Raw genomic sequence first — 23,629 nt, 5'->3', positions numbered from 1 at the left:
TGAGCGCCCGGGCAGCGAAAGCCGCCGCTCCAGACGCAGTCGATCGACGGCTTTTAGGGCAAGGTCGAGGACTTTGCGGACGAAACGCGGAAACAGGAAAGCGCGCTGCTTCAAACAGGAGTTGGAGGGTCCTGAACCGGCGTCCTGAGCATTCAGCTACTCAGCAGAATTCGCGCAGATTGATCGGGATCTGCCACTACATGGCTGGCCACATTGAAAATCATCGTCTGGCGTTGTGAAGTGTCGTGGGCTGGCCAGCCGAGCCCTGCTTGCGAGGGATCGCCGCTGTGGGCGAAGTTGACCCAGGCTTGCGACATGGCCGCCGCCACCTTCGTCGGTTCCGGGCCGCTTCCATTCATCAGCGGGCGCGTGTCAGGGTTGTCGAATGCGAGCGGCGTATCGAGCCCGTGCGGGCTCTTGAGCGCTCCGCCCTCGAACGGGGCCTCCCAGTCGAGCCGGAACATGTAGACCGGAGCCGCCTTCTGATCGAGCTTGCGCTCGGCGAGGCGGATCGAATTCATCCAGGTGCCTTGCGCGGTTATCAGGGAGGTCAGCCAGTAGAACGGTGCGTCATTCGGCCGTAGCGCCTTGAATGTGTTGATCGCGGCGTCGCCCTTGGGGCCGGCTATCTTCCGCGCACGCTCTCGCACCTGCTCTTCGCTGAGCTTGCCAAACATGGGATCGGCGGAAAGGAATAGCGTCGCCTCGTCCTTGGTTGACCCGATCATGATCGGCACGTCGCGCGACACGTCCGGCGCGTCTGGCTGGAACGGATGGCGCGGCAGGGCACGCCCGTCGACCAATGGCGCCAAAACGCGGCCACCCCCTGCCTGTGAGGCTGAAGCAGCGGCGATCAGCGCTGTCCGGTCAATCGTCTGGAGCTTGTGCACGTCGGCAGGAGCCACGCCCAGCTTGGCCAAGGTCGCCTCGGCGTGCTCCTCCGCCGCGGGCTTTTCGACCATCGTGAGGCCGGGGCCGCTCTGGATGATGGCTTTGTGGAACAGGCCTTTGGCCGCGGGCATGGCCAGCATGACGCTGACCTTGAAACCGCCGCCACTCTCGCCGAAGATCGTGACGTTGCCCGGATCACCGCCAAACTGGGCGATGTTGTCGCGGACCCACTGCAGTGCCAGCACGATATCGAGCTGGCCGAGATTTCCCGAATCCGCAAAATCGGGATGGAGCGCGCCAAGATAGAGATAGCCCAGTGCGTTCAGGCGGTGATTGAGCCCGACGACCACAACGTCGCCGCGCCGGCACAGCGCCGAGCCGTCATATTGCGGATCGCCCGCCGATCCGATGGCGAAGCCACCGCCGTGCAGCCAGACCATGACCGGTCGCCTTTTCGCGGAAGAAGCGTCAGGCGTATAAACGTTGAGGACGAGGCAATCCTCGCCCTCGTTGCCCACTTCCATGCCCTGCTTGCCCGCCGCCATGACCTTCTGGACGAACGGCGTCGAAAGATTGACGCCTGGGGCGGTGGTGGCCGAGAGATCCATCTGCGAGGCCTGATGGCCAAGCGTGACGCAGTCGCGTACGCCAGTCCACGGCTGCGGCGGCACGGAGGGCAAGAAGCGGCGCTTGGAAGTATCGTCGCCGTAAGGGATGCCAAGGAAACTGGAGACGCCGCCGGCCCGCTTGCCGCGTACTTTCCCGGTCATTGTCTCGACGGGCGAGGTCGATAAGGGCGACCCAGCCAGAAGCCTGCCCGGCACGCCCAGCAGCAAGGTGCTACCCAATCCAGCCGTGAGAGTGCCTCGGCGTGTCAGGGTAAGCTTCATGGTCATATCCCTCCCTGTCCTATCATGCGGCTTGTGGTCGCTTCACACCGGGCGCAGCGGCAGCGCAGATTTCCTCCTCGGGTGCCGCAGTTCGCCCGGGATCGCGGCCTTGGCAGATGACATGGCTGCGATGCACCGCCAGCAGCTTGGCTCCGGCTTTCTCCACGCCTGAACTGGCCCCGGTGATCGCCGCACATTGACACAAACCATCAGCCATTCGTTGTCTCGCTCACGATTTTTCGCCTGGCAGCAATAAAGCCGATCCAGCTAACCAGCATAGCGACACCGCCCATATACGTTGCTCCAACGGCAAGTGACGCAATCATGATGCCAATGGACTGTTCAACATGTAAATCAGGGATCGTGCTTACTATCAGGAATAGCATCATCGCGTTGTTGAAGATCAGTTTCAGATGGCCGCGCATGAAGCAGAACAGGACAGCCGCGAGAATCACCCCAGCTGCCACTTTTCCGCCAGGGGCGCCGACAGCTGGAAGCGCTAGAAGCACCCAGCCCAAAGCCAGTCCGCCGACACCGCCTATCACCGAGGGAAGAAACTGGGCCGGCTGCTGATGCAGGATTCCTGCCCAGTACAGGAGGAAGAAGAAGCCGACATATTGCATGCCAACCCCGAGCACGGCGTAGAGGGCAAGTAGGCCCGCCATGAACGGGACGACGCCGACCACTAGAAGCCCGGCCATCAGTACGCTTGGCCGCTGCCCTGAAGTTTCCGCTACGGACTGGTCATTACCCTCTGCCATGAATGATCTCCGACGCCAGCCAGCCGAGAGCGATTACAGGCGCCTGAGTGTTGCCAGCGGGGATAACCGGGAAGACCGAGGCGTCGATTACCCTAAGCCCTTCAACGCCGCGAACCCGCAGGTCGGGATCGACCACCGACGTCTCGTCCGTACCCATCCGGCAACTGCCGACAGTGTGCAGCCCGGCGACACCCAGTTGGTCGATCGATTCGAGCAGTTCCGCATCGGTTTGCGCGGCAGGCCCGGGTGTGGTTTCGCTTGCGATCAGCTCTGCCAATGGCTGCTGTGCCGCCCATTCACGCATCTGGCGCGCGCAACTGAGGATGACTTCACGGTCGTAGTCGGTCGCATAGTAGTTGGCCACAATCGCGGGCTGTTCGCCCGGATCGCGTGAGGTGATGTGGATCGAGCCCCGCGACGAGGGCACCATCCCGTAGGCAATAGTGCTGAAACCGTGCTGCCGCTCAAGCTCGCTGCTGGGCTTCGTCAAATCCCAACTATAGAGGCCAAGCTGAACCTGGATGTCCGCCGTTTCAATATCTTGACGGCTCTTGAACGCGGTGCGCATTTCCATCGATGAACCGGACATTGGCCCATCGCGCAGCAGATAATATCGCAGCACCGAGGCGATCAGCGGCAAGCCGCGATACTTGAGATTGAACGACACCGGCTTACTCAACCGCCACTGCATACGCATGCAACGATGCTCGCTCGTTCCCTCGCCGACTGCTGGCTGGGCATGGACGAGCGGAATGTCGAGGCTGGCAAGCAGCGCCGGATCGCCTACCCCCGAGCGCTCAAGGATTGCCGGGCTGGCAACCGCTCCGGCGCAGATCAGGACTTCCTGCTTTGCGTCAACCTGCTGGCGCGCCCCATCCTTCAGAAATTCAACGCCAACCGCCCGCTTGCCTTCGAACAGGACCCGATCGGTCGTGGCGCCGGTGATAACGGTAAGGTTGGGGCGCTTCATCGCCGGGCGCAGGAACGCCACTGCGGCGCTTTGGCGCCTGCCCTTCCAGATCGAGCGTGGCATATAGCCTATGCCGACACCATCGTCGGGTTCGTTGACATCTTCTTTGAAGCGCCAGCCCATCTTGGCGCCGGCAGCATTCATAGCTTTTGTCAGAGCGTTACGCTCTGGCGAGATCGAGATACGCAGAGGACCCTTGCCGCCTCGACCGGGCGCGGCGCCAAGTTCGTGGCCTTCGATTGCTTCATAGGCGCGCGCGAAACTTGACCAGCCCCACTGCGTCCCCGCCTGCGCTGCCAGTGCTTCGAAATCGGCTGGCTGCCCCTTCACCCAGACCATGCCGTTAACGGAAGTAGAACCGCCCAGCATCTTGCCGCGCACCCAGTAATCCTGGCGCATGGCCGTGCGAGGTTCCGGGTTTGTCTTGAAGAAATAGACGAAGGACGGCATCCGCATGATCTTTGCGACACCGCGCGGCATGGTGACATAGGGGTGACGGTCGGAGCCGCCCGCCTCGATCAGGCAGACGCTGACTTTGGGGTCCTCGCTCAGCCGGTTGGCCAGCACGCATCCTGCAGCACCGGCGCCGACAATAACGTAGTCGTAGACCGGCCGCATCAGTCGATTCCGAGTGCCGAGCGGATGGCGTTGCCAACCAGGCTGGCACCGTCAAAGGCGCTCATCCGGTTGTGGCAATAGGCGACGGACAGACCCGTGCGGGGATCGGCCCAGCCCAGTGAGCCACCGGCACCGGGATTGCCGATCGCGGTCTTTGACCCGAAAGCCAGTGTCAGCGGCGACTGTCCGTCGTACATCCAGTAGCCTCCTTCGCCGAGCGGCATCGGCATGCCGAAGAATACCGGATCAGGCAGCGTGCCGCCGGGACGAAGGTGGCAGCACATTTCGACCCGGTCAGCCGAAAGCAGGCGCTTGCCGTCCAGTTCGCCGCCGTTTGCGAGAATGCCGTAAAAGCGGGCGAGGCTGCGCGCGGTAAAGATGCCGCCGACCCCGGCGATCGTCGCACGGCGGACCTGCGGCAGTTCGAAGACGTCGGGCGCCAGACGCACTTCGAAGGGCATCGCCTTCTCAAGCGCCGTGCCGGGCGGGGGCGCTTTCTGGCCAAGGTCATCGGTCAGCTTGGCGATGCGTGGTTCGACCTCGCCCGGGATGCCGATCCAAAGATCGTGGATACCGTAGGGTTCACTGATTTCCTGCTGGACGAAATCGCGGAAGCTGCGGCCGTTCGGATCAGTACGCCGCACGATTTCGCCGATCACCCAGCCGAACGAGACCGCCTGGTAGGCGGGCTCGCCCACGGGGAAGATTGGTTCCAACGCGGCAAGGCCAGCGCATGTCGCGTCCCAGTCGCAAATCGAATCCGGCGTCGCGCCCGCCGGCATCTGCGGTGTTCCGGTGCGATGCGACAAGGCGTCGCGCACGGTGACGGCCGCTTTGCCGTGGGTGCCATATTCGGGCCAATAGCGCGCCACGGGGCTGTCGTAGTCGACGAGGCCTCGCTCCGCCTGGACATGCAGCGCCATTGCGGCGACGCCCTTGGTGACGGAGTAAACGTTGAATAGCGTGTCGCCGTCGACTGCGCGTTGGGTCGCTGGATCAGCAAGACCTGCCCACGCATCGACAATCTGCTCGCCATGCAGGTATGCGGCCACTTGCACGCCGATTTCATCACCAGCGGCGACCATCCGTTGAAGGACTTCGCTGACGGCATGGTTGGCATCTTTCTGCAGGCTCATGGCTTCCTCTAATTGCTGCGATGGCTGTACACTCTGCCGGTAACGCCAGTGGGTCGACGCGCCACGGCAAACTCATTCGCAAGCGCGCCAAACATTCGCGAACACGCCGCATTCACCGGTAGCGTGATGGCAAATCGGAACAGCGACTGAACGGAGGCAACGATGGCAGGCCATCGTCGACGCCATAATCCGCAACCGCGTTGTCGTCGTCGCTCGCCTTGACAAGGTCATCAGCTGGGATCACCTCAAACTGGCAACAGGTTGGTCATGCTGTGAGGCGCCTGGCGCAACGTCGGAGACCGAGTCCGCGAGCTCGCGGAAAATGGCAGAATATATGTGGGTGAGATCGGCAAATCCTGAAGGCAAAAGCTACAGCCTGCTGCACTTGCAGGCCGGCCAAAGCGCCGAACTGGAAGCCGTTCGCGTCTGCTCTTCGACGATTTCCGCCAGCCTTGTGGCCCAAGAACGTGACGAACAGGTCGCGGGGCAATGGTATTCGGGCGATTCCTATTTCTTCAACCTCAGCCTGACGGGCAGACCGCTGAGCGCGCGTGGCCGCTTCGAAGGCATGGAGGGCGGCTATCATCCGGTGGGTGAGCTCTTTTTCATTCCAGCAGGGCAGCGCTATCTCGCCCAAGGCGGGCCCGGTAGCCAGCGCACACTCTTCGTTGAATTGGCGGTTGATCAGCAACTCCGGGACGAGCTGAAGATTGGCACAGATGCTGCGCCCGTCTGGCGGACCTGCATGAATATGCCGTTCGATCGTGTGCGGGATATCCTGCACCGGATGGCGCGCGAAGTCCGAGAACCGGGCTTTGCATCAGAACTGATGGTCGAAGGCCTGGGTGTTACCCTGCTCGCAGAGACGCTAAGAATCCTCCGCCAAATGGAAGCCAACGCCGCGCGAAAAGGCGGCCTCTCGCCGTGGCGACTGCGGACGATCGAAGCCAGGATACAAGATGGTGCCACTCTGCCGACTCTCGGAGAACTCGCCGAGCTATGCGGCCTAAGCCGCCGCCAGCTGATGCGGGCGTTCCGGGAGGAAACTGGCCGGACGGTCGGTGCCTTCGTTCAGGACCTGACGTTGGATCGAGCAAAGGCGCTGTTGCAACACACCGACCTTCCGATCGGCGAAGTCGCGGCGCAGGTGGGTTTTACCACGGCAACGGCCTTTTCCACTGCATTTCGCCGCTCGATCGGGGAAAGCCCGCGAAGCTTCCGGGCAACCCGTAGCAAAACATAGCTGCGGCAGAGCAATCGGCTCCGTTTCCCTAAATGCAAGTTCCATGGCGTCCTGACGCTAGTTCGTCGCAATCGAGCAAGTGTCCGCCATTGCCTCAATCTATCCCCTGCGCGACGGACCTCGGCGAGCAGATACACCGGAGACAGGTACGATGACCCGAGTGATGGAAGGCATACGCATTCTTGAAGTGGCACAGCACACGTTCGTGCCGGCGGCGGGCGCGATCCTTGCCGACTGGGGCGCGGACGTCTTCAAGATCGAGCATCCGACGCGCGGCGATGCCATGCGCGGCTTCATCAACATGGGCGGCATGAAGCTCGATCCGCTTCGCAACACGATGATGGAGCACCCCAACCGGGGCAAGCGCAGCGTCGGCGTCGACATCTCCACGGCCGAGGGCCAGGAGGTGATCTACCAACTGGCCAAGACCGCCGATGTGTTTCTGACCAACTATCTGCCGGGCCTGCGTCAAAAGCTGAAGATCGACATCGAGCACATTCGCGCGATCAATCCGAACATCATCTACGCACGCGGCAGTGCCTACGGCGACAAAGGGCCAGAACGCGACGTTGGCGGCTTTGACGGTACTGCCTTCTGGACCCGCAGCGGCGTGGGCTGGACGCTGAGCCCCGGCGAACTCGAGGGACCGCTGACCCAGGGCATCCCCGCATTCGGCGATTCCACCGGCGGCATGAACATTGCCGGCGGCATCTCCGCCGCGCTGTTCCACCGCGAACGCACCGGCAAGGCGGTGGAGCTCGACGTCTCGTTGTTGAGCACCGCCTGGTGGTCGGCCGGCAGCGCGCTCGACATCCAGCTTGAAGCCGGAATGGCGATGCGCGTGGGCATGCCGCGCTCGGGGGCCAACCCCGGCAATCCCTTCATGGGCAATTTCCGCACATCGGACGGCGGCACGATCAACCTGTGCACGCTGATCCCCGGACCTCACATTCGCAGCCTGTTCACAGTGATCGGCGTGCCCGAGGCGGCTGAGGATCCCCGCTTCTCAACGGCCGAGAAGTTGCTCGAAAATTGGCAGGCTGCGGGCGAAGTGATCAACCGCCAGTTCAATGCCCAGACCTTTGCTTACTGGCGAGAACAGCTGAAGGCCTTCTCCGGCCAGTGGGCTCCGTTCCAAAGCCTGCTTGATCTCGCCCATGACGAGCAAGCCCTCGCCAACGACATGCTTTTCGAAGTCGAGGCGATAGACGGCGGCGCGCCGATCAAACTGGTGCGTGGGCCTGTCCAGTTCGATCATTCGCCGGTCGAAACCACGCGCGCGCCGCAGGCGTCTGAACATACCGAGTTGGTGCTGATGGAAGCTGGCTTCGAATGGGAAAGCATCGAAGCGCTCAAGGCCAGCGGTGCAATCGCCTGACGTCGCAGCGCACTTACATAAATGGAGAGTAGGATGAGCAATCGCGAAGTTGTGGACTGGGATCTCGGCACGAAGAATCTCAGGATCGAGCGCGAAGGCCCGATTGCCTGGTGCATCATAGATCGGCCCAAGGCTCGTAACGCTTTCACGCCCTCGATGTATTTCGGGATCAAGCAGGCCGTGCGGCGGGTGAACCGCGATAAGGACTATCGCGCGCTGATCATCACTGGCACTGGTGACGCGTTCGCACCGGGCGGCGACCTAGGCGGTCGTTATGAGGAAGGAGACCGGCCAGCTCCTGAAGGCCTTACCTACGAGACGCTTCCGTTCATCGCCATACGCGAGAGCGTGGCGCCGGTGATATCGGCGGTGAACGGCATTTGCCAGGCGGGCGGACTGTTGGTCGCCATGATGTCTGACATTGCTGTTGTTTCCGAACAGGCGACCTTTCGCGTACCGGAACTGCTGCGGGGCATCGTCGATGCAAGCTACGCGGCCATGCTGCCCGCTCACGTCGGCATGGCCCAGGCACGCGACCTCTTGCTGTCTGCGCGCAAGATCGACGCTGCGGAAGCGCACCGGATCGGTCTCATTTCGCGCATCTGCAAACATGAAGATCTTGAAGCCGAAGCGCGCAAGGCCGCCATCGAGATTCTCCAGACGGCCCCCGAATGCCGCGCACACGTCAAACGCATGCTAAATCAGCAATACCCACCAATCGACTACGAAACGATGTTCGTCTCGCTGATGAGCCCGAACAGTGAAGCGCGCGAGGGCATGAATTCGTTCATGGAAAAGCGCCAACCGAACTGGATTCCGGAAGGATTGCCGGGCTAGGCATGCATTACGGGGCTTGGGCTCAGCCGTTGAAGGCGAGCCTGAGCCCCGGCTCCTCCCACCGCATGCGCACCAGTTTTCCGCTGCCAGACAGCGTAATGTAGGCGTCCCGCATGTCCTCGCCCCCGAAGGCGATGTTGGTGACATAGTATTCTTCGGGAATGGGCAACACCGATACTTGGCCGTCGGGCGTCACAGTGGTGATGCCGCCACCGAACACATTGGCGATGCAGATATTGCCGCCATGTGTCACCGCGAGCGAGTCAAAGCCGGAAGGTCCGATGCCAGTGGCGATGTAGTGCGGCTGCTGCGCTTCAACGCAATTGTCATAGCGGTAGAGACGCGCCTGCGAGGTGTCGGCCACATAGACATGCGATTGGTCGGGCGAGAGACCGATGCCGTTGTAAGAAATCGCGCGCCGATTGATGGCAGTGATCTGTGATCCATCCGCCCGGGCCGCAAACAGGCCGCCGATCATTCTGTGATGTTCGTGATCACTGCCATTATCGGTGAACCACAGTTGGCCCGCATCATCGAAGACGAGATCGTTTGGGCCGCATAGGTGAACCCCGTCGCAGCTATCATAGACGCGCTCGAAGCGGCCCGTGGCAAGATCGATCCGCTCGATTCGGCCGGGGCCGCGTTCGGTGCCCGGCAACAACCCGCCGTTGTTGCAAATCCAAAGCGCGCCGTCAGGTCCGATGGCCGCACCATTAGGGCCGCCACCAGTCTCGCAAACGGTTTCGGTCCTCCCGTTCCAACAGCGCGTGACGCGCCCGCCCAGCAATTCGACCACAATGACCGAGCCGTCCGCCATCACAACCGGCCCTTCCGGAAAGGCCAGATCCTCCGCCAAGCATTCCATGATGCTCTCCCACATTTATGCGTTGTGAAGTGAAGTGTTTAGCGCCGGGGCATCCGAGAATGGCAGTAGGTTTGTGTCTAGGCCGACCTATTCGGCGCTATCGCGAAACTTATGTCCCTTCAGGCGGCGTGTGCACTGGGGCTCGATCGGGTCGAACATCTCGTGGTGAGCCGCTTCCCGGTCGCCTCGGAGAATCCGCGGATTATTCCCTACAGCCGTATCGGCGACGTCCGCAGGATCGCGTCGGCAATCACAAAATCTCGTTAGGGGAAGCATGTGTGGCCCAAGCCCGTGATTTCGCTACCGGCCAATTCAGAAATGCGGCGACGATTATCGCTTGCGCGACATCGGCCGAACTGCTGGCCGCGCGAGGCTGACGCGGTCAGCAAATTGGAAAAAAGTAGCAGTCCCAGCGAAACCAAGCCCCGCGCGGAAAGTGCCATTTTGATGGTGAGCGGTTTATAGCCCCTTAAGAATCAGCGTGCGCAGCAATGCACCTGTTTAATATCGAGAAGCTCAAAAGGAACATTCTGAGTGCCTATACTGAACTTGGCGAAGTTGAAACCCGGCGACATCCTTCTCGAATCCGGGATGCCAAAGATCGCGTCAAACACCGGAACGGAAAATCAGCGATTCGGCCATGCGAGCCTTGTGCTGAACCAACTCATCTTCATTCACTCTCCGGGGCCAGGAGAGCGGGTCTCTCTTGGCGCGTTTCACGTCAGCACCTGGAGTGACGCGACCGGTCAACGCATTCTCGGACATAAGATAGCCGATCCAGCCAAACTTCTAAGGCCGTTTGACACGCCAGATACGTCGCTGTTGATCGGTCGGGTAGCTTGGGAACTGGGCTTCCCTTACGCCAACATCGAAAAGCTGAAAGCACTTATCGATCTCAGCAGTGAGGGTCGAGAGCTACTCGATAGCAAAGTGGTTGCAGATTTTTTCGAGCGCACCAGGCGGAAGGTTGAAGTTGCATCGGACGGCCGGAGCTGCGGAGAGTTGGTCGCAAGAATCCTCTTTCCAGAGGGCCCCGCCGAAATTTCACCAAACACCCTTGGTGAGTTAGATGGCCTCACACCTGTGGTCGATGCAATCACCGACGAATTCGGATTTTCGGAAAGGGAAGCAGACCCAGTGGAGGAAAAAGTCAATGACCTCCTTGCCAGATATGACCAGATGCTAACCAGAAATTTATGGACACGCGTCAAGACTTTTATTGGCAAGGAAATGGCCGATGAAGATATTAGAGCACTAGCAGCAGACATCGAACAAGCATTGATCGCTTCGCAGACAAATAACTCCAAAATCATTCTTGATATCGATCGAATAGCGAAGAGCCTTTTCTGCTAAGGTTCGGAGGAAAAGCTAAAACGCAACAACGTCATGATAGCGTTGGCAGCCTCTAATCGATCTTCATGATCTCACCGCTTGCCAGTCTTCTGAGCGGGAACTCAGGGAGCGCCGGCTCGGAGATTTCCATGACGCCGGCCGCGCCCATGATCGAACTGAGCTCATCGTGAAACCCAAACATCTCGAGGTTGCTCTTCCCCTCGAATACCGATGCTGAGAAAGGCTGCTCGATGCCGTACCAAGACTCAAGCCAGGAAATCAGCGGTGTGAGCGGTTGATCGAGGTGTCTCAGAAGGATGACATCCTTGTCGAGCTTTCCAAAGCTTCGATCCAGATGGTCAATTAGCTCGAAAAAATAAATCGTTTGGTCTGCAAGTTTTTCCGGCCTCGATTCTGGCGAGGCGCGACGCCAGTGGATCAAACGATAATAGTCCAGATGGGGATTGAAAGAGATACTAAGGACGTCCGTATAAGGGCCGAAGCGCCCACCCACATCGCTCTCCTCGAAGCTCGCATACACCTCAATCTGGGTGTGCGGGACAAGAGTGAGCGTGAAGAAGCGATTGTCATGGGCATCTTCGCGGCCATTGCTGCGCAGGTACTTCACGAAGCGTCGCCCGTTGAGCGTGAGCGGCGCGAGGAATGTCGGAAATTCGAGTTTCGCATACAGCGAATGGTTGATGTCCGCTCCATCAATCAGTGCGAGATGATGACGCATAAGCACATCGATATATCGTGTGAAGAACGGATAGAGGGCGCCTCTTGAAAAGCTGTAGCGCACGACAACATCTTCCCGAGCTACATTTACCGCCTTTCTGAAAAGGTCAGAAAGCAAGCTCGAATGAAACTGCAATTTGCTGCATAATCCCCAAAGCCCACCGGTGAAAAGATCAAGACCCGTTACGGTGACACGTCCACTACCGACGCCGTCAGTATGCGAAATTGCTTCGAGCTCGGCACGGACAGCCGCGAATTTTGCGTCGCCGTAGCTTGTCAGGTCGAAAAGGCTCGTGAGATAATGGTAGAAATCCTCGTTGATCCGATTGGATTTTGAAAAAGCGATATAGGGCGGGCCGAGGGGATCGGTAGTCCGCTCCTGAATATGCTTCGTTACATCTACCCAATAGATACTGCGATCCGCAGGGTTGTGGACAAACAGAAATAGCGGAATCGATAGCTGGCCCCAATAAGCCAAATCATCCGCGTCGGGATAAAATCGGAACCCAGAAGCAGATTCAGATCGGATGTAACTGCTTCCGGATTTGACCTGAGCGCCGACCAACTTGCCGGAAGGGAACTCTCCGATGCAAACTTCTATGGTTCCATCAACACCAACGTCTTCTTGAAACAGATCACGCCAAATCAAGTCAAGCGCAGTGCATGCGTCATCGACAGCATTAATCCCGGCACGCTCTGTCCTTGCATTTTTGGATCGTTTGCGCGTCACTATTTATACCTCTATTTCGTCCTTGCGCAATATCAGCGTATCGCCGAACATGCCTGCTTTATTGATGCTGGTGAATGAGCATCCACAATGTAGGTCCATGGCACATTGCAGTTGCCCGTCTCCTAACGGCGAAGCCGTTCATTCGGGCAGCGACCCAAGGATGGCCGAATCTGGTCACCAGTCGCTTCTATTCCCCGTCCGAAAGAATGGCAGCTATGCCACGTCGGCTTCCCGAAACCCGCCTTCCCACAATCGGCCAGGCCCTGCCAATCTCGGGCATCCAGAATGGCATAGCGGCCGAAGGAAGCGGCTCTTTGCCTCGAAGATCCAATCGGCCCACTCGCGGAGGGGGGCAGATCAACCCTGTCGTATGGCGCTCAAAGCTCACGCGAGAATTTGATCGAGCGCGCGTTTGATCAACGCCCATGGGCCGTCACGCCGAGTATGCGCTTTGATTATCGTGCGTGCGTCGATCGGCCTAACCTCCAACTGCTCAGCGGCCGTTTGGCGCAGTCGAACTGCGTAATCGCTGACATCCGCGAGATTGCTTAGATTTGCGATTTCCAGGCGCCCGATTTCGAGTGCGTAATCCTCGCTACCGCCCGGCCAGATTTCAACTTTCACGACCATCATGCCTGACATCATCCTCAATCTGGCGCGGTCCAAAAGCCGCTATTAGGCTATCGGCGCAGCTTTACGGTTCGCTACCTCACGGAGCATGATGTTGCTTTCGATGCGCGATATATGGGGGAGGGCGGACAATTCTTTGCGATAGATAGCGTCATAATCTTCGATTGATCGAACGTTAACCGCGACCAAGTAGGTATCTCCGGATACAAGAGCGCAGAAACTGACCGAAGGACATTGTAATATTGCGCCCTCGAATTCACCCATCATGGTATCCGCATGCGATTGCAATTCTATTGATATGAAAATTTTTACGCCAAACCCGAGCGCCTTCATGTCCAAATTTGCAGAGTAGTCCTTGATAATACCGGAATCTTCCAAATTTCTCCGGCGGCGACAGATCGCAGTGCTGGAGAGGTGAATTTGCTCGCCGAGGCTTACGTCGGACGCCCTACCATCCAGCGCCAGAATGTTAATTATGCGGCGATCGGTATCGTCTAATTCAGGCATTATGACCGCTACCCCGATGCACGTGCACTATCTCATCAATAAGACTTCAAAGTATTCAAATTTCAAACCATTTTGTCGAGTTTACGCAAAATTCCTGACGGTCCGGAGAGGATGGTTGGACGAGCGCTCAAACCAGGAACTGAAAAATCAACCAGAAAGAGCATGGGCTTCCGCCCTCGGGGTGATTCGGCTCTCCTGCTGATCGTGGCACGCTGATGGTCGTGTTTCCGCACTCCTTTGGAGATAACGTTCACTGCTCGGAATTTTGTTGATGTCTATTTTTAACCGTCATCGCGACGCCTATCGACTTTCTTTGTGGCAACGGTTGGCGTCTCAAAAGCTAGACATCTTAATTGCCCAAATATTTTGCTACCTCAGGCCATTCATTGGAGGCCCAATACCCAGCAAAGCGTCCGCATAAGACCTAAAGGCAACTATCCTAATCGTTGATCGAGAAGAGGGGCGATATCTAACCGAGGGGAGCCCAACCAGATATAGCATTACGGCCCCTTGCCGTCGGCTTATCAATCTGCGACGGCTCTATCCGTCATCGATCACAGTCCGGTGACGGGGCGTGGAAACCCCAATTTCGCTAGAACTCGGTCTTTCATTGAGGCCGGGTGGCATGCGCGCATGTCCAACCGGCTTGCCGGTAAAGGCGCATGCGCCTGCTCTAGCGATCAGGTTTCCAACACCCGGCTTGGCCGGTCCGCCCCTGAGATTTGAGGAGGACCGCCATGCTTTTTGATTTCAACGGAATGATACGTCCCGAGCACCTTGATCGCGTGATGCGTCCACTCTTTCATTTGCTCATGAATGAACGAATTGAACACGTGAGCAGCCTATCTGTGTCCTTTCTAGGTTGGAGGCGGGACGGGCGGTGCCAGATCGTTGACAGCGAAGGTTTCATCACATCGCTTCGTATTGATCCCGAAGCAACCGCAGCGCGATCGAATGAATGCATGTACGTCCTGCCTGACGGTATCACTATTCGCAATAGGCCTGACGACCTCGAGTGGAGCCTCTTCAACGTTAGCACCCGGCGCGACGATTAGCCCACAAAAGACCGCGGCTGTTCATGTCAAACGTCGACAGCGTAGTACCGTAGCTCTCCATCAGGCCCGAAAATACGCATCTTATTTTCGAGCGTGAACTCGACATGAATTTTTTTGCCGGAAAGGCCGATATTGCGCTTATTCGCCTCTACAACGAATTTTGCGTTATTGATGCTGAATTCGGGCTGCCGTCCCAGCTTGCGCTTACACTTGGAAGAGAATGTACGATCTAAATCGATATGTTCCGGCACCTCACGGTGAACATCCTCTGCCGATCTGGCTTCTTTGCTAAACTGGTCATTGTAGGCTGCGACGAATGCTGGAAGATATGCGTTAGCGGCGTCGATCGACGATATGCCTTCCCTGCGAAACGCTTTGACCAGACGGTCTTGAAGCGTTCGATGAGTTCGCTCGACCCTACCTTTGGATTGTGGCGAATTCGCAGGCGAGTGAGAGATGGTCAACTCGGTCAATGCTTTACCCCAGATAGTAGGCCCATCCTGCGAAAATACTGCGGCGTGTTTATCAGTCTGCATTCTGATGGGCCGGCCATACCGACAAATGTATTCCAAAGAGGTCTCTAGGTACGCATGTTGATCTTCGTTCCTGTACATCCGAAGAATTTGAATCCTACTTGTAGCATCGTCGATATATACCATAGCCGTGCATCGTTCGGCACGATCTTCGAACCAGTCGTGATCAGATCCATCAATCTGGATTAAAGCGCCATAGCTTAGCATCCTGTTGCGTAGCCGATAGATTTTGCGCCTATCGGCGCCGCTGGGAACCCAGATCCCGGCTTGGATCATCCATTGTCGGGCGGTCTCTCGGGAAATTCTTATGTCGTGAGAATCGCGCAGCATCTCTGTCACAAGTGTTGGACCATAGTCGGGATATTCGTCTCGGATCAGGTCTATGGCCCGCGCCCTCAGACTATCTGGCAGCGCGTTGCTCGGGCGGGCAGGCACTCGGTCGAAGAAAGTAGCCTGCGACCCGTTCCGTGATGCAGATGCTCTCAAAGCATAGATTTGGCTTCTGCCCAATCCGAGAAGCGCTTGAGCCTCGTCAGCAGTGATTACGCCGTTGGTCAGTAACAAGATCGTTTCTGCACGAACGAGCTTCTTGCTGAATGCATTCCGAGCACGTTCACTGCCGTCCAGCAATCCAGCATGAGCGGGAGAGGGGGGAAACGCCGTAGGATGGACATGTGCTTGTGACATTATGATACCTCTTCCGTGTTTCAGCTAGGATGAGGCGCGCGGGACTGCGGAGCCGCAGATGCGCTGCAGCTTGACAAGATCACAGGTTCTGGCAGAAGAGGCGGTAGGGAAACCTGATCTTCGAAAGGGCCGCGCCTTGCCGGGCGGGGCCTTTTCTTTTTGCCGGAAAGCGCGCCGTTTTTAGGCGGATGCCTTAAGTCATTTTGGCTCTCCCTTGTTTGCGCCATCGGCATAACGATCTGGCCAGATGTCTTTCGGCGACGCTTCTAGCGCCTTCGCGATCGCAGCTTCGATCCGCCGACTTCGCCGAAACCCCCGGCTCACGATAGATACCGTCCCAGGTGAGACCCCTAAGTCGCGGGCGATACTCGACAGAGAAGTCCCCCGGAGCATCAGCGCGCTCTTAATCCGAGCATGCCGCTTATCGTCGATCATACGCCCAACAACTCCAATCGTTCTGATACCGCTGATCAGAATTTGAGACTTATTGTCATCGGCAAACGTCTGCGGTCAACACACGACAAAGGCAACGATAAGGGGGAGGAAAATTGAATATTAAACCTTCACCGCTTAGAATTACGCTGCGAGTTTAATTTTGCCTCCAGTGTGTCCGATTGAAGGACTTTTCTGGAATTCGCGATCGGACTTACGCACTCATTCCGCGATATTTTCCCAGTCGGCTGAGGCTGGCGAAGAATAGTGCTATTTGGGCAGCAGCAGGCACTGACGAGGCAACCCCTATGGCGTTCGACAACTCTCTCTGGCGCGATCACATTCCAGAAGGCTGGCGGCAGCTATTCGACGGCTTGATTAACGCGATCAGTGAGGTCGCCCCAAGAACCAAAGTTAGAGACGCCAAACAAAAATTCGGCACGCTGAGGGTCTATGTTGATCAAGCTACGCCTGAGGTTCTTGCTCTGATCGATGATGCTTCGCGGCAATCAGCCAGGTCCTGCGAGCGATGTGGCGAGGCGGGACGCCTAACGGTCAATAGCCACTATTACGAGACGCTCTGCGAGCGGCACCGTGGCGATGGCTCAATTGTCGACCGAAGTCCCACCGTCACCTTAAGAATGCTGCCAGACGGCACGCTAGGGAAGGTAGATCGATCCTAGGACAACGTGGATAATGTCAGTTGCGCCCTACGATAACAATCGGATGTTGCCGGAGCGGGCCACGTGCTCGGCCACCGTGATGCTTCCTGATCTTAGGCGGCGCTTCCTGTAGGGACACGCTTGTCGGGTCTGTGGGGTTCTGAAAATGTTTCCTGAAGCCGGCTAGCATGTGGTTATTACGCTTAAAGTGGTGCGGTTCGACGTCCGCGATGCCTGCAGCGAGCTCAAGCGCGGCGTTCAGGCGCTTGTGATCGACAATATCGGGCCCTTGCGGCACTCGCCTAATTTTGTCGAACACAGTGTAGGAGAGGGGGATTTCCTGAAACAGGATGTCAATGTCACCTTCTAAGCTCACAGCGACCGTTACCCGGTTCCCGATGGCGCGACGGCTTGCGTCACTATCCTCAAGAATGAAGCGCATTTTGTTGAAGGACACAGACAGGTCTTTGAAGACCTTACGCTGATCGGTATATGTAAGAAGAGAGTCGATACTCTCGTTAGGCAAGGGCTTATGCGCATTTTCCTCACTTTCCGGAACGCGAGAAAATAGCTTATTATGATCGGCCATGTATTCTGGTAAATAGGCGTTTCCCTCTGTCATCGTGGATATCTTGCGTAGTCGCATTTCCTTGATCAGTCGGTCCTGCAAGGTGCGATTTGCTCGCTCGACGCGTCCTTTTGCCTGCGGAGTCTTCGCACAAATTACTTTGATGCCGATACGCTTACATGCCCGGGAGAACTGGGTGTCGTTTACGTCGCCATCTTTTGTAGCGTTTGCGACGCGAAATACGCTGTGGCGATCAGAGAAGAGGGCTTCGGGGCATCCGAACCGATTGAGATAGCGCCTCAAGCAGTTCATGTAGTTGTAGGAACTCTCGTGATCGACAAACTCAAGGTGCATGAGTTCACTCGTGGCGTCATCGATGAAGACAATAAGGCAGCATTCAGGACCACGCTTTTCAAACCAGCGATGATAAGAGCCGTCGACCTGTACGAGTTCGCCACGGCGGGGGCGGGGCTTTCTCGATTGATGGATCCTGGGCTTCCGACCGGCACGATCTGTCCAAAGGCCATCCGCCTTCATCCATTTACGGAGCGTCTCGACTGAAAGCCTTTCGCCATGATCTTCGACCAGCTTTTCGTGTGCTAGGGTCGGACCGAAGTCCGCGTATTGCGAACGAACAATTCCGAGAATGCGCTCTTTCTCGCCGTCGGGTCGCGCTCGGTTCCTATTGCCGTATTTTTTCGAGATCAGTGCTTCCTGACCAGACTCCCGGAACCGCTTGATGAGTGCGAACATGTGCGATCGTGACACACCCAGCGATGCCATCAAATCGGACGCTTTGAGTTCCTTGCGGAGATAAGCGCGGATCGCACTGCTTTCGTATGTTTCCTCATCATTTAGAGGCTCGCATTGGTCGTCGTTCGACATTCTCAAACCTCCTCAAGCCCGGTTGGATGTCCGGGGCGGTGGGAAGCCAGAGTCCAGTTTCGAAGTTGCGCAGGAGTCCGGTTTCGAACTAGCTCCTACATCCATTTAAGTTCGATAATATATATTATGTTAAATTCAAATGGAACGGGATTGCCGGGGGCAATCTCAATCCTCCCTGATCCGGCTATGCGTTCGGGTATCCCGCATGCGGATATAGACCACCAACGAGATGGCGATCATCACGCTCACATAGACGTAGAAAGCAGACTCGATCCCGGCCTGCTTGAACCAGAGCGCGACAAATTCCGCCGTGCCGCCGAACAAGGTATTGGCCAAGGCATAAGGCAGCGCCACGCCCAGCGCGCGGATATGGGCTGGAAACAATTCCGCCTTCACCACCGCATTGATCGAGGTATAGCCAGTGACGATGACCAGCCCGGCCATGACCAGCAACCCGGCCACCAGCGGATTGCGGGTTACAGCCAGGGTTGCAAAGATCGGATATGTGCAGAGCAGGCCCAATATGCCGAAGCTGACCATCAGCGGCTTGCGCCCGATCCTGTCGGACAAGGCCCCGGCCATCGGTTGCAGCAGCATGAAAATAAACAGGGTTATGCCGTTGATTTCCGAGGCCGTTCCTCGTGAAAATCCGGCCGTATTGACGAGGAATTTCTGCATATAGATGGAATAGGCATAGAAGGCGATGGTCCCGCCCGCGGTCAGGAGCATCACCGTCAACGTCTCGCGCGGATGGTTGGTAACCAGTTCGATGAAACCCGATTTGGGCGCGCCCTCGGCCTTGGCAACTTCATAGCTCTGTGTTTCGGCCAATCCCCGACGCAGCCAGAACACGACCACGGCAAGCGCGCCGCCAATGGCAAAGGGAATACGCCAGCCCCAGGCGTCGAGCTGGGCTTCGGTGAGGACCGACTGCAGCAGCAGCAAGACGCAGATCGCGACCAACTGTCCGGCGATAAGCGTCACATATTGAAAGCTGGAATAGAAGCCGCGCCGATCCTTACCGGCCATTTCGGTGAGGTAGGTCGCGCTGGCGCCATATTCGCCGCCGATGGACAGGCCCTGCATCAGTCGGGCAAGGACGAGGAGCAATGGTGCTCCGACGCCGATCACCTCATAGCCTGGCGTCACCGCGATCAGCAGCGATCCTGCACACATCAGCGAGACGGACAAGGTGAGCCCGCTCTTGCGGCCATGGCGATCGGCATAAACGCCCATCAGCCAGGCGCCGATCGGTCGCATCAGGAAGCCCACGGCAAAGATCCCTGCGGCGCTCAACAACTGCGCGGTGCGATCCTCGCTCGGAAAGAAATGTGGCGCGAAATAGAGGGTGAAGGCGGCATAGGCATACCAGTCATACCATTCCACCAGATTGCCGGTGGAGCCGCCAATGATCGCCTTGAGCCGCGCCTTCTGGTCGGGCGCCCCCGCATTCAGCCTCTTATGTGACGTCATGGTGTCAGCACCATTTCACCATTTTCAACGCTCCAGCTCTTGAGTCGGGATAGGATGTTCATGCCGATGACATTGACGTCGCCCAGGGCTGGCGAGACCACGACCTCAACATCGCTGGCCCGCAGCGGGCCAACTGCGAGGGTCGCGATGCTGGCACGGTGTGCCTCGATCTTGCCATTGGCGGTGTTGAGGGAAATGGGCGGCATGTTCATGTCAATATTCAGCCCGGTCGCGCGTGCCGTATTTTCCGACAAGGCCGTGATGGTCGCGCCACTGTCGATCAGGAAGCGGACGGGCATGCCGTTGATCGTGCCATCCACCCAATAATGACCGTCGGATGCCACCGGAATGCGCACCAATTGTCCGTCGGACTGGATGGGCTTTGGCGGCTGTGGCGGTTGCGGCAAGGATTGCACACTGGTTTCGGGCTGGATCAGCCTATCGCCTTCCGCCGCGAATTTCTGGGGAAGCAATCCACTCTTCTGAGCGACCGTGAAGAGGCCCAGCAACGCGCCGAAGATCAGCACCCAGAGCAGCGCCATACGGACGAAGCTGCCCAACGCAATCCGGCGTCCGATGAGCGCGGATCCGACCAGGACCAGGGCGAGCAGGTACCAGAGGCTGGACATCGCCTGATCCGTGCCGTTCATCCGCGCGTCTCTCCTCTCTTCAGATCGATAACCAGTCCATCATAACCCGGCTCCACGCCTTTTGGCAGAGTCGCGCACAGGGTCGCATAATCCATGCTCTGGTCCATATGGGTCAGGATTGCGCGCGCAGGTCTCGTCGCCCTGATGCCGTCCAATGTCATTTCCAGATGGGCATGGGTGGGATGCGGCCGCTCCCGCAGCGCATCGACCACCCAGATATCGAGACTGTCGAATAGGGCCAGCATATCGGGCGTTATCGAATGAAAATCCGTGGCATATCCAACATGGCTGTTGTCATGACTGAAGCGAAAGCCGGTCGAGTAGATATCGCCATGCGGCATGTCGGTACAGGCCACGTCGATGTCGCCGATCCGCAGCCCATCGGGCAGGTCATGCCCGGTGATGATCGGCGGATAGCCCCCCTTCCCTGCAAAGGCATAGCCAAAGCGATCTTTCAGCAGCCGCATGGTCTGGGCGCGGGCATAGCCCGGGATCGGGGCGCCACGATGATGGAATAGTTGGCGAACATCGTCGATGCCGTGGCTGTGGTCGGCATGGTCGTGGGTCCACAGGATCGCGTGAATGTCGATCACGCCAGCCGCCAGCAACTGCGCCCGCATGTCCGGCGATGTGTCGACCAGGATACGTGTCGTTGCGCTCTCCACCAGGATCGAGACGCGTGTACGCCGGTTCTTTGGTTCTTGCGGGTCGCAGGCGCCCCAATCATTGCCGATCCGGGGGACCCCGGAGGATGTGCCGCTGCCAAGGATGGTCAGCTTGAGGCTCATGCCTGCAGTTGGCCCTCAATCTTGGAAAAGAGGCGGAGGAAATTGCTTGAGGTTGCCGCCGCCAGTTCCTCGACGCGCTCGCCACGCAGGTTCGCGAGGAAACGGGCCGTGTCGGCCACGAAGGCCGGTTCACATGCTTTGCCACGATGGGGTACGGGGGCGAGGAAAGGCGAATCCGTTTCCACCAGCAGCCGATCGAGCGGTAGGCGAGCAGCGGTTTCCTGCAAATCCTTCGCGCTTTTGAAGGTCACGATACCCGAAATGCTGATATAAAAGCCCAGTTCCAGCGCGGCATCGGCAAAGGCGCCGCTGGCGGTGAAACAGTGGATAACGCCGCCATAAGGCCCCTTCCCCATCTCGTCGCGCAGGATCGCCAGCGTATCCTCTTCCGCGTCGCGGGTATGAACGATCAGCGGCAGGCCGGTCTCGCGGCAAGCCGCAATGTGGCTGCGGAAGCTCTTCTGCTGCCGCTCGCGGTCGCTATGATCATAATAATAATCAAGGCCGGTCTCGCCGATGCCGACGACGCGCGGATGGGCCGCACGCTCGACCAGCTTGGCCGTGTCGACATGGGAGTGCTCATCCGCTTCATGCGGATGGATGCCGACCGTCGCCCAGACATCCGCCTCGCGCACGGCGGTGCCGAGCACATCATCCCATTCGCTCTCTCGGGTGGCGATGTTGAGCATCAGGTCAACACCGGTGCTGCGGGCACGTTCCAGCACATTCTGCTGATCCTCGATCAACCCCTTGTAATTGAGGTGGCAGTGACTGTCGATCAGCATGATGTCAGGCGTCCGCTTCGGTCAATTCCAGGCGCGGGAAGAGCGGCTTGGGCGCAGCCAGCACGAAATCGCTTTCGGCCAGGCTGCTGTACCAATGATCGCCGATCGCGTCATAGCTGCGCTTGTCCGCCGGTACGCCCATATGGTCGAGCAAGGCCGTGGCGCTGGCCGGGATCACCGGCTGGATCGCGACCGCCAGTTGGGCGATCGAAATGTAGAGCGTAGCCAGCACCGTCTCCATCCGCTGCGGGTCGGTCTTGCGCAGCGACCAGGGCGCCTGTGCATCGATATATTGGTTGCAGGCGAAGGCGGCGCGCAGCCAGGCGTCGATCGCGACCGACGGCGCAAGGTCGCCCATGGCGGCTGGCATGTCCCCGCGCACGACCTTGTCGATCAGTGCAAACAGTTCCGCATCAGCCGCGTCATGGCCGTTGATTGCCGGCAGGTGGCCTTCCAGATTTTTCGCGATGAAACTCAGCGTACGCTGGGCCAGATTGCCAAAGGCATTGCCCAGGTCGCTGTTGGAACGTTGAACGATGGCTTCCGCGCTGTAGCTGCCGTCATTGCCGAAAGTCACTTCGGACAGCAGGAAATAGCGCAACTGGTCGACCCCGAAGCGCTCCGCCAGTTCCAGCGGATCGGCAACATTGCCGACCGACTTGGACATCTTCTCGCCACGGTTCAGCAGGAAGCCGTGACCAAAGACCTGCTTGGGGAGCGGCAACTTCGCGCTCATCAGGAAAGCCGGCCAATAAACCGTATGAAACCGCACGATATCCTTGCCGATGATATGGGTGATATCGCCGCCTTCGGCCCAGTAGCGCGCCATCCGTTCGGCATCGTCGGGATAACCGCAGCCGGTGATATAGTTGGTCAGCGCATCGACCCAGACATACATCACATGGCCATCGGCACCGGGCACCTTCACCCCCCAGTCGAAGCTGGTGCGTGAAATGCTGAGATCGGAAAGGCCACCCTCGACGAAACGGAGAATTTCGTTGCGGCGGCTTTCCGGGCGGATGAAGTCCGGCTGGCTGTTATAGAGTTCCAGCAGCTTGTCCTGATAATGGGACAGGCGGAAGAACCAGCTTTCCTCGACCGTCCATTCGACCGGCGTGCCCTGGGGCGACAGCTTTGCGCCGCCTTCACCCTCGGTGATTTCCTTCTCGTCATAAAAGGCTTCGTCGCGAACCGAATACCAGCCTTCATAGCGGCCCAGATACAGGTCGCCATTGGCTTCCATCGCCTGCCAGATCGCCTGGCTGGCACGATGATGGTCTGGCTCGCTGGTGCGGATGAAGCGATCATAGCTAATATTCAGATTGTCATTCATTTCCTTGAAATAAGATGACATTTCATCAGCCAGTTCGCGTGGCTCGATACCCCGGCCGCGCGCCGTCTGGGCCATTTTCAAGCCATGTTCATCCGTACCGGTCTGAAAGAAGACATCGCGGCCCATCATGCGCTGAAAGCGGGCGATCGCATCGGTCGCGATCACCTCATAGGCGTGGCCGATATGCGGGCGGCCATTGGGGTAGGAGATGGCGGTGGTGATGGTATAGGGCTTCGACATGCAGCTTCCCTA

20 protein-coding genes are annotated in these 23,629 nt (G+C 58.3%); 5 read left to right on the top strand and 15 right to left on the bottom strand.

Annotated features, from left to right (window positions below; genetic code table 11):
* Positions 1 to 152: 152 nt before the first annotated feature.
* The 4 genes from PMI04_RS11735 to PMI04_RS11720 all read right to left on the bottom strand — a co-directional run bounded on the left by PMI04_RS11735 (position 153) and on the right by PMI04_RS11720 (position 5,266).
* Positions 153 to 1,787 carry a carboxylesterase/lipase family protein gene (locus PMI04_RS11735; protein ID WP_081490982.1) on the bottom strand — a complete coding sequence of 545 codons (1,635 nt, stop codon included), beginning with the start codon at positions 1,785 to 1,787 and terminating at the stop codon, positions 153 to 155.
* Between the two features lie 203 nt (positions 1,788 to 1,990).
* Entirely contained in the window at positions 1,991 to 2,542 is a 552-nt protein-coding gene (locus PMI04_RS11730) for a hypothetical protein (protein WP_007705484.1), read from the bottom strand.
* Positions 2,529 to 4,130 (bottom strand): GMC family oxidoreductase N-terminal domain-containing protein, encoded by a 1,602-nt coding sequence (locus PMI04_RS11725; protein WP_007705475.1) that lies wholly within the window; start codon positions 4,128 to 4,130, stop codon positions 2,529 to 2,531. Before PMI04_RS11725 ends, PMI04_RS11730 begins: the two co-directional genes overlap by 14 nt.
* Entirely contained in the window at positions 4,130 to 5,266 is a 1,137-nt protein-coding gene (locus PMI04_RS11720; protein ID WP_007705472.1) for an EstA family serine hydrolase, read from the bottom strand. The genes PMI04_RS11725 and PMI04_RS11720 overlap by 1 nt, the downstream gene beginning before the upstream one ends.
* Before the next feature lie 322 nt (positions 5,267 to 5,588).
* Here PMI04_RS11720 and PMI04_RS11715 point away from each other — a divergent pair, with 322 nt between their 5' ends.
* The 3 genes from PMI04_RS11715 (at position 5,589) to PMI04_RS11705 (ending at position 8,724) form a co-directional block, all read left to right on the top strand.
* Positions 5,589 to 6,509 (top strand): AraC family transcriptional regulator, encoded by a 921-nt coding sequence (locus PMI04_RS11715; RefSeq protein ID WP_007705469.1) that lies wholly within the window; start codon positions 5,589 to 5,591, stop codon positions 6,507 to 6,509.
* 151 nt (positions 6,510 to 6,660) lie between these two features.
* Complete coding sequence (locus tag PMI04_RS11710) at positions 6,661 to 7,887, top strand: CoA transferase (protein WP_007705467.1); 1,227 nt, start codon at positions 6,661 to 6,663, stop codon at positions 7,885 to 7,887.
* A gap of 33 nt (positions 7,888 to 7,920) precedes the next feature.
* Positions 7,921 to 8,724, top strand: a complete 804-nt coding sequence (locus PMI04_RS11705; RefSeq protein ID WP_007705465.1) for an enoyl-CoA hydratase/isomerase family protein — start codon at positions 7,921 to 7,923, stop codon at positions 8,722 to 8,724.
* A gap of 22 nt (positions 8,725 to 8,746) precedes the next feature.
* Here the strand turns inward: PMI04_RS11705 and PMI04_RS11700 are convergent, their stop codons facing one another.
* Positions 8,747 to 9,589: an SMP-30/gluconolactonase/LRE family protein gene (locus tag PMI04_RS11700; RefSeq protein ID WP_007705463.1), complete on the bottom strand. Its 843-nt coding sequence runs from the start codon at positions 9,587 to 9,589 to the stop codon at positions 8,747 to 8,749.
* Between the two features lie 534 nt (positions 9,590 to 10,123).
* Between PMI04_RS11700 and PMI04_RS11695 the strand changes: the two genes are divergently transcribed.
* The gene (locus PMI04_RS11695; RefSeq protein WP_007705460.1) at positions 10,124 to 10,942 is read left to right on the top strand and encodes a hypothetical protein; all 819 of its coding nucleotides are present in this window, start codon (positions 10,124 to 10,126) and stop codon (positions 10,940 to 10,942) included.
* 52 nt (positions 10,943 to 10,994) lie between these two features.
* On the opposite strand, the gene PMI04_RS11690 is transcribed toward PMI04_RS11695, so the two are convergent.
* From PMI04_RS11690 to PMI04_RS11675, 4 genes are all read right to left on the bottom strand, one after another.
* Positions 10,995 to 12,389 carry a DUF4365 domain-containing protein gene (locus PMI04_RS11690; RefSeq protein WP_157178064.1) on the bottom strand — a complete coding sequence of 465 codons (1,395 nt, stop codon included), beginning with the start codon at positions 12,387 to 12,389 and terminating at the stop codon, positions 10,995 to 10,997.
* Positions 12,390 to 12,773: 384 nt separating this feature from the next.
* A complete protein-coding gene (locus PMI04_RS11685) occupies positions 12,774 to 13,022 on the bottom strand; it encodes a hypothetical protein (protein ID WP_007705456.1) in 249 nt (82 codons plus the stop codon).
* A 42-nt stretch (positions 13,023 to 13,064) separates the two neighbouring features.
* The gene (locus tag PMI04_RS11680) at positions 13,065 to 13,526 is read right to left on the bottom strand and encodes an Lrp/AsnC family transcriptional regulator (protein ID WP_037485332.1); all 462 of its coding nucleotides are present in this window, start codon (positions 13,524 to 13,526) and stop codon (positions 13,065 to 13,067) included.
* 1,081 nt (positions 13,527 to 14,607) lie between these two features.
* Positions 14,608 to 15,801 carry an ISNCY family transposase gene (locus PMI04_RS11675; protein ID WP_007705451.1) on the bottom strand — a complete coding sequence of 398 codons (1,194 nt, stop codon included), beginning with the start codon at positions 15,799 to 15,801 and terminating at the stop codon, positions 14,608 to 14,610.
* A gap of 740 nt (positions 15,802 to 16,541) precedes the next feature.
* Here PMI04_RS11675 and PMI04_RS11670 point away from each other — a divergent pair.
* Complete coding sequence (locus PMI04_RS11670) at positions 16,542 to 16,916, top strand: hypothetical protein (RefSeq protein ID WP_157178063.1); 375 nt, start codon at positions 16,542 to 16,544, stop codon at positions 16,914 to 16,916.
* A gap of 16 nt (positions 16,917 to 16,932) precedes the next feature.
* Here PMI04_RS11670 and PMI04_RS11665 read toward each other — a convergent pair whose 3' ends face one another.
* From PMI04_RS11665 to metG, 6 genes are all read right to left on the bottom strand, one after another.
* Positions 16,933 to 18,348 carry an ISNCY family transposase gene (locus PMI04_RS11665; RefSeq protein WP_007705449.1) on the bottom strand — a complete coding sequence of 472 codons (1,416 nt, stop codon included), beginning with the start codon at positions 18,346 to 18,348 and terminating at the stop codon, positions 16,933 to 16,935.
* A gap of 165 nt (positions 18,349 to 18,513) precedes the next feature.
* Positions 18,514 to 19,821 (bottom strand): MFS transporter, encoded by a 1,308-nt coding sequence (locus PMI04_RS11660; RefSeq protein ID WP_007705445.1) that lies wholly within the window; start codon positions 19,819 to 19,821, stop codon positions 18,514 to 18,516.
* Complete coding sequence (locus PMI04_RS11655) at positions 19,818 to 20,471, bottom strand: TIGR02281 family clan AA aspartic protease (RefSeq protein WP_007705442.1); 654 nt, start codon at positions 20,469 to 20,471, stop codon at positions 19,818 to 19,820. Before PMI04_RS11655 ends, PMI04_RS11660 begins: the two co-directional genes overlap by 4 nt.
* Complete coding sequence (locus tag PMI04_RS11650; RefSeq protein ID WP_007705439.1) at positions 20,468 to 21,259, bottom strand: MBL fold metallo-hydrolase; 792 nt, start codon at positions 21,257 to 21,259, stop codon at positions 20,468 to 20,470. Before PMI04_RS11650 ends, PMI04_RS11655 begins: the two co-directional genes overlap by 4 nt.
* Positions 21,256 to 22,044 carry a TatD family hydrolase gene (locus tag PMI04_RS11645; protein WP_007705435.1) on the bottom strand — a complete coding sequence of 263 codons (789 nt, stop codon included), beginning with the start codon at positions 22,042 to 22,044 and terminating at the stop codon, positions 21,256 to 21,258. The genes PMI04_RS11650 and PMI04_RS11645 overlap by 4 nt, the downstream gene beginning before the upstream one ends.
* Positions 22,045 to 22,048: 4 nt before the next feature.
* The gene (gene metG / locus PMI04_RS11640) at positions 22,049 to 23,617 is read right to left on the bottom strand and encodes a methionine--tRNA ligase (RefSeq protein WP_007705433.1); all 1,569 of its coding nucleotides are present in this window, start codon (positions 23,615 to 23,617) and stop codon (positions 22,049 to 22,051) included.
* Positions 23,618 to 23,629: the final 12 nt, after the last annotated feature.

Source organism: Sphingobium sp. AP49 (assembly GCF_000281715.2).
Classification (GTDB): domain Bacteria; phylum Pseudomonadota; class Alphaproteobacteria; order Sphingomonadales; family Sphingomonadaceae; genus Sphingobium.
The sequence above is the reverse complement of the archived record's forward strand: the minus strand, read 5'-3'. Positions and strand labels throughout refer to the sequence as shown.

Bases quoted from the DNA above. Each gene is read 5' to 3' on its own strand.
- PMI04_RS11735 (WP_081490982.1), bottom strand. From the start codon at position 1,787: ATGACCATGAAGCTTACCCTGACACGCCGAGGCACTCTCACGGCTGGA.
- PMI04_RS11730 (WP_007705484.1), bottom strand. From the start codon at position 2,542: ATGGCAGAGGGTAATGACCAGTCCGTAGCGGAAACTTCAGGGCAGCGG.
- PMI04_RS11725 (WP_007705475.1), bottom strand. From the start codon at position 4,130: ATGCGGCCGGTCTACGACTACGTTATTGTCGGCGCCGGTGCTGCAGGA.
- PMI04_RS11720 (WP_007705472.1), bottom strand. From the start codon at position 5,266: ATGAGCCTGCAGAAAGATGCCAACCATGCCGTCAGCGAAGTCCTTCAA.
- PMI04_RS11715 (WP_007705469.1), top strand. From the start codon at position 5,589: ATGGCAGAATATATGTGGGTGAGATCGGCAAATCCTGAAGGCAAAAGC.
- PMI04_RS11710 (WP_007705467.1), top strand. From the start codon at position 6,661: ATGACCCGAGTGATGGAAGGCATACGCATTCTTGAAGTGGCACAGCAC.
- PMI04_RS11705 (WP_007705465.1), top strand. From the start codon at position 7,921: ATGAGCAATCGCGAAGTTGTGGACTGGGATCTCGGCACGAAGAATCTC.
- PMI04_RS11700 (WP_007705463.1), bottom strand. From the start codon at position 9,589: ATGGAATGCTTGGCGGAGGATCTGGCCTTTCCGGAAGGGCCGGTTGTG.
- PMI04_RS11685 (WP_007705456.1), bottom strand. From the start codon at position 13,022: ATGATGGTCGTGAAAGTTGAAATCTGGCCGGGCGGTAGCGAGGATTAC.
- PMI04_RS11680 (WP_037485332.1), bottom strand. From the start codon at position 13,526: ATGCCTGAATTAGACGATACCGATCGCCGCATAATTAACATTCTGGCG.
- PMI04_RS11675 (WP_007705451.1), bottom strand. From the start codon at position 15,801: ATGTCACAAGCACATGTCCATCCTACGGCGTTTCCCCCCTCTCCCGCT.
- PMI04_RS11670 (WP_157178063.1), top strand. From the start codon at position 16,542: ATGGCGTTCGACAACTCTCTCTGGCGCGATCACATTCCAGAAGGCTGG.
- PMI04_RS11665 (WP_007705449.1), bottom strand. From the start codon at position 18,348: ATGTCGAACGACGACCAATGCGAGCCTCTAAATGATGAGGAAACATAC.
- PMI04_RS11660 (WP_007705445.1), bottom strand. From the start codon at position 19,821: ATGACGTCACATAAGAGGCTGAATGCGGGGGCGCCCGACCAGAAGGCG.
- PMI04_RS11655 (WP_007705442.1), bottom strand. From the start codon at position 20,471: ATGAACGGCACGGATCAGGCGATGTCCAGCCTCTGGTACCTGCTCGCC.
- PMI04_RS11650 (WP_007705439.1), bottom strand. From the start codon at position 21,259: ATGAGCCTCAAGCTGACCATCCTTGGCAGCGGCACATCCTCCGGGGTC.
- PMI04_RS11645 (WP_007705435.1), bottom strand. From the start codon at position 22,044: ATGCTGATCGACAGTCACTGCCACCTCAATTACAAGGGGTTGATCGAG.
- metG (WP_007705433.1), bottom strand. From the start codon at position 23,617: ATGTCGAAGCCCTATACCATCACCACCGCCATCTCCTACCCCAATGGC.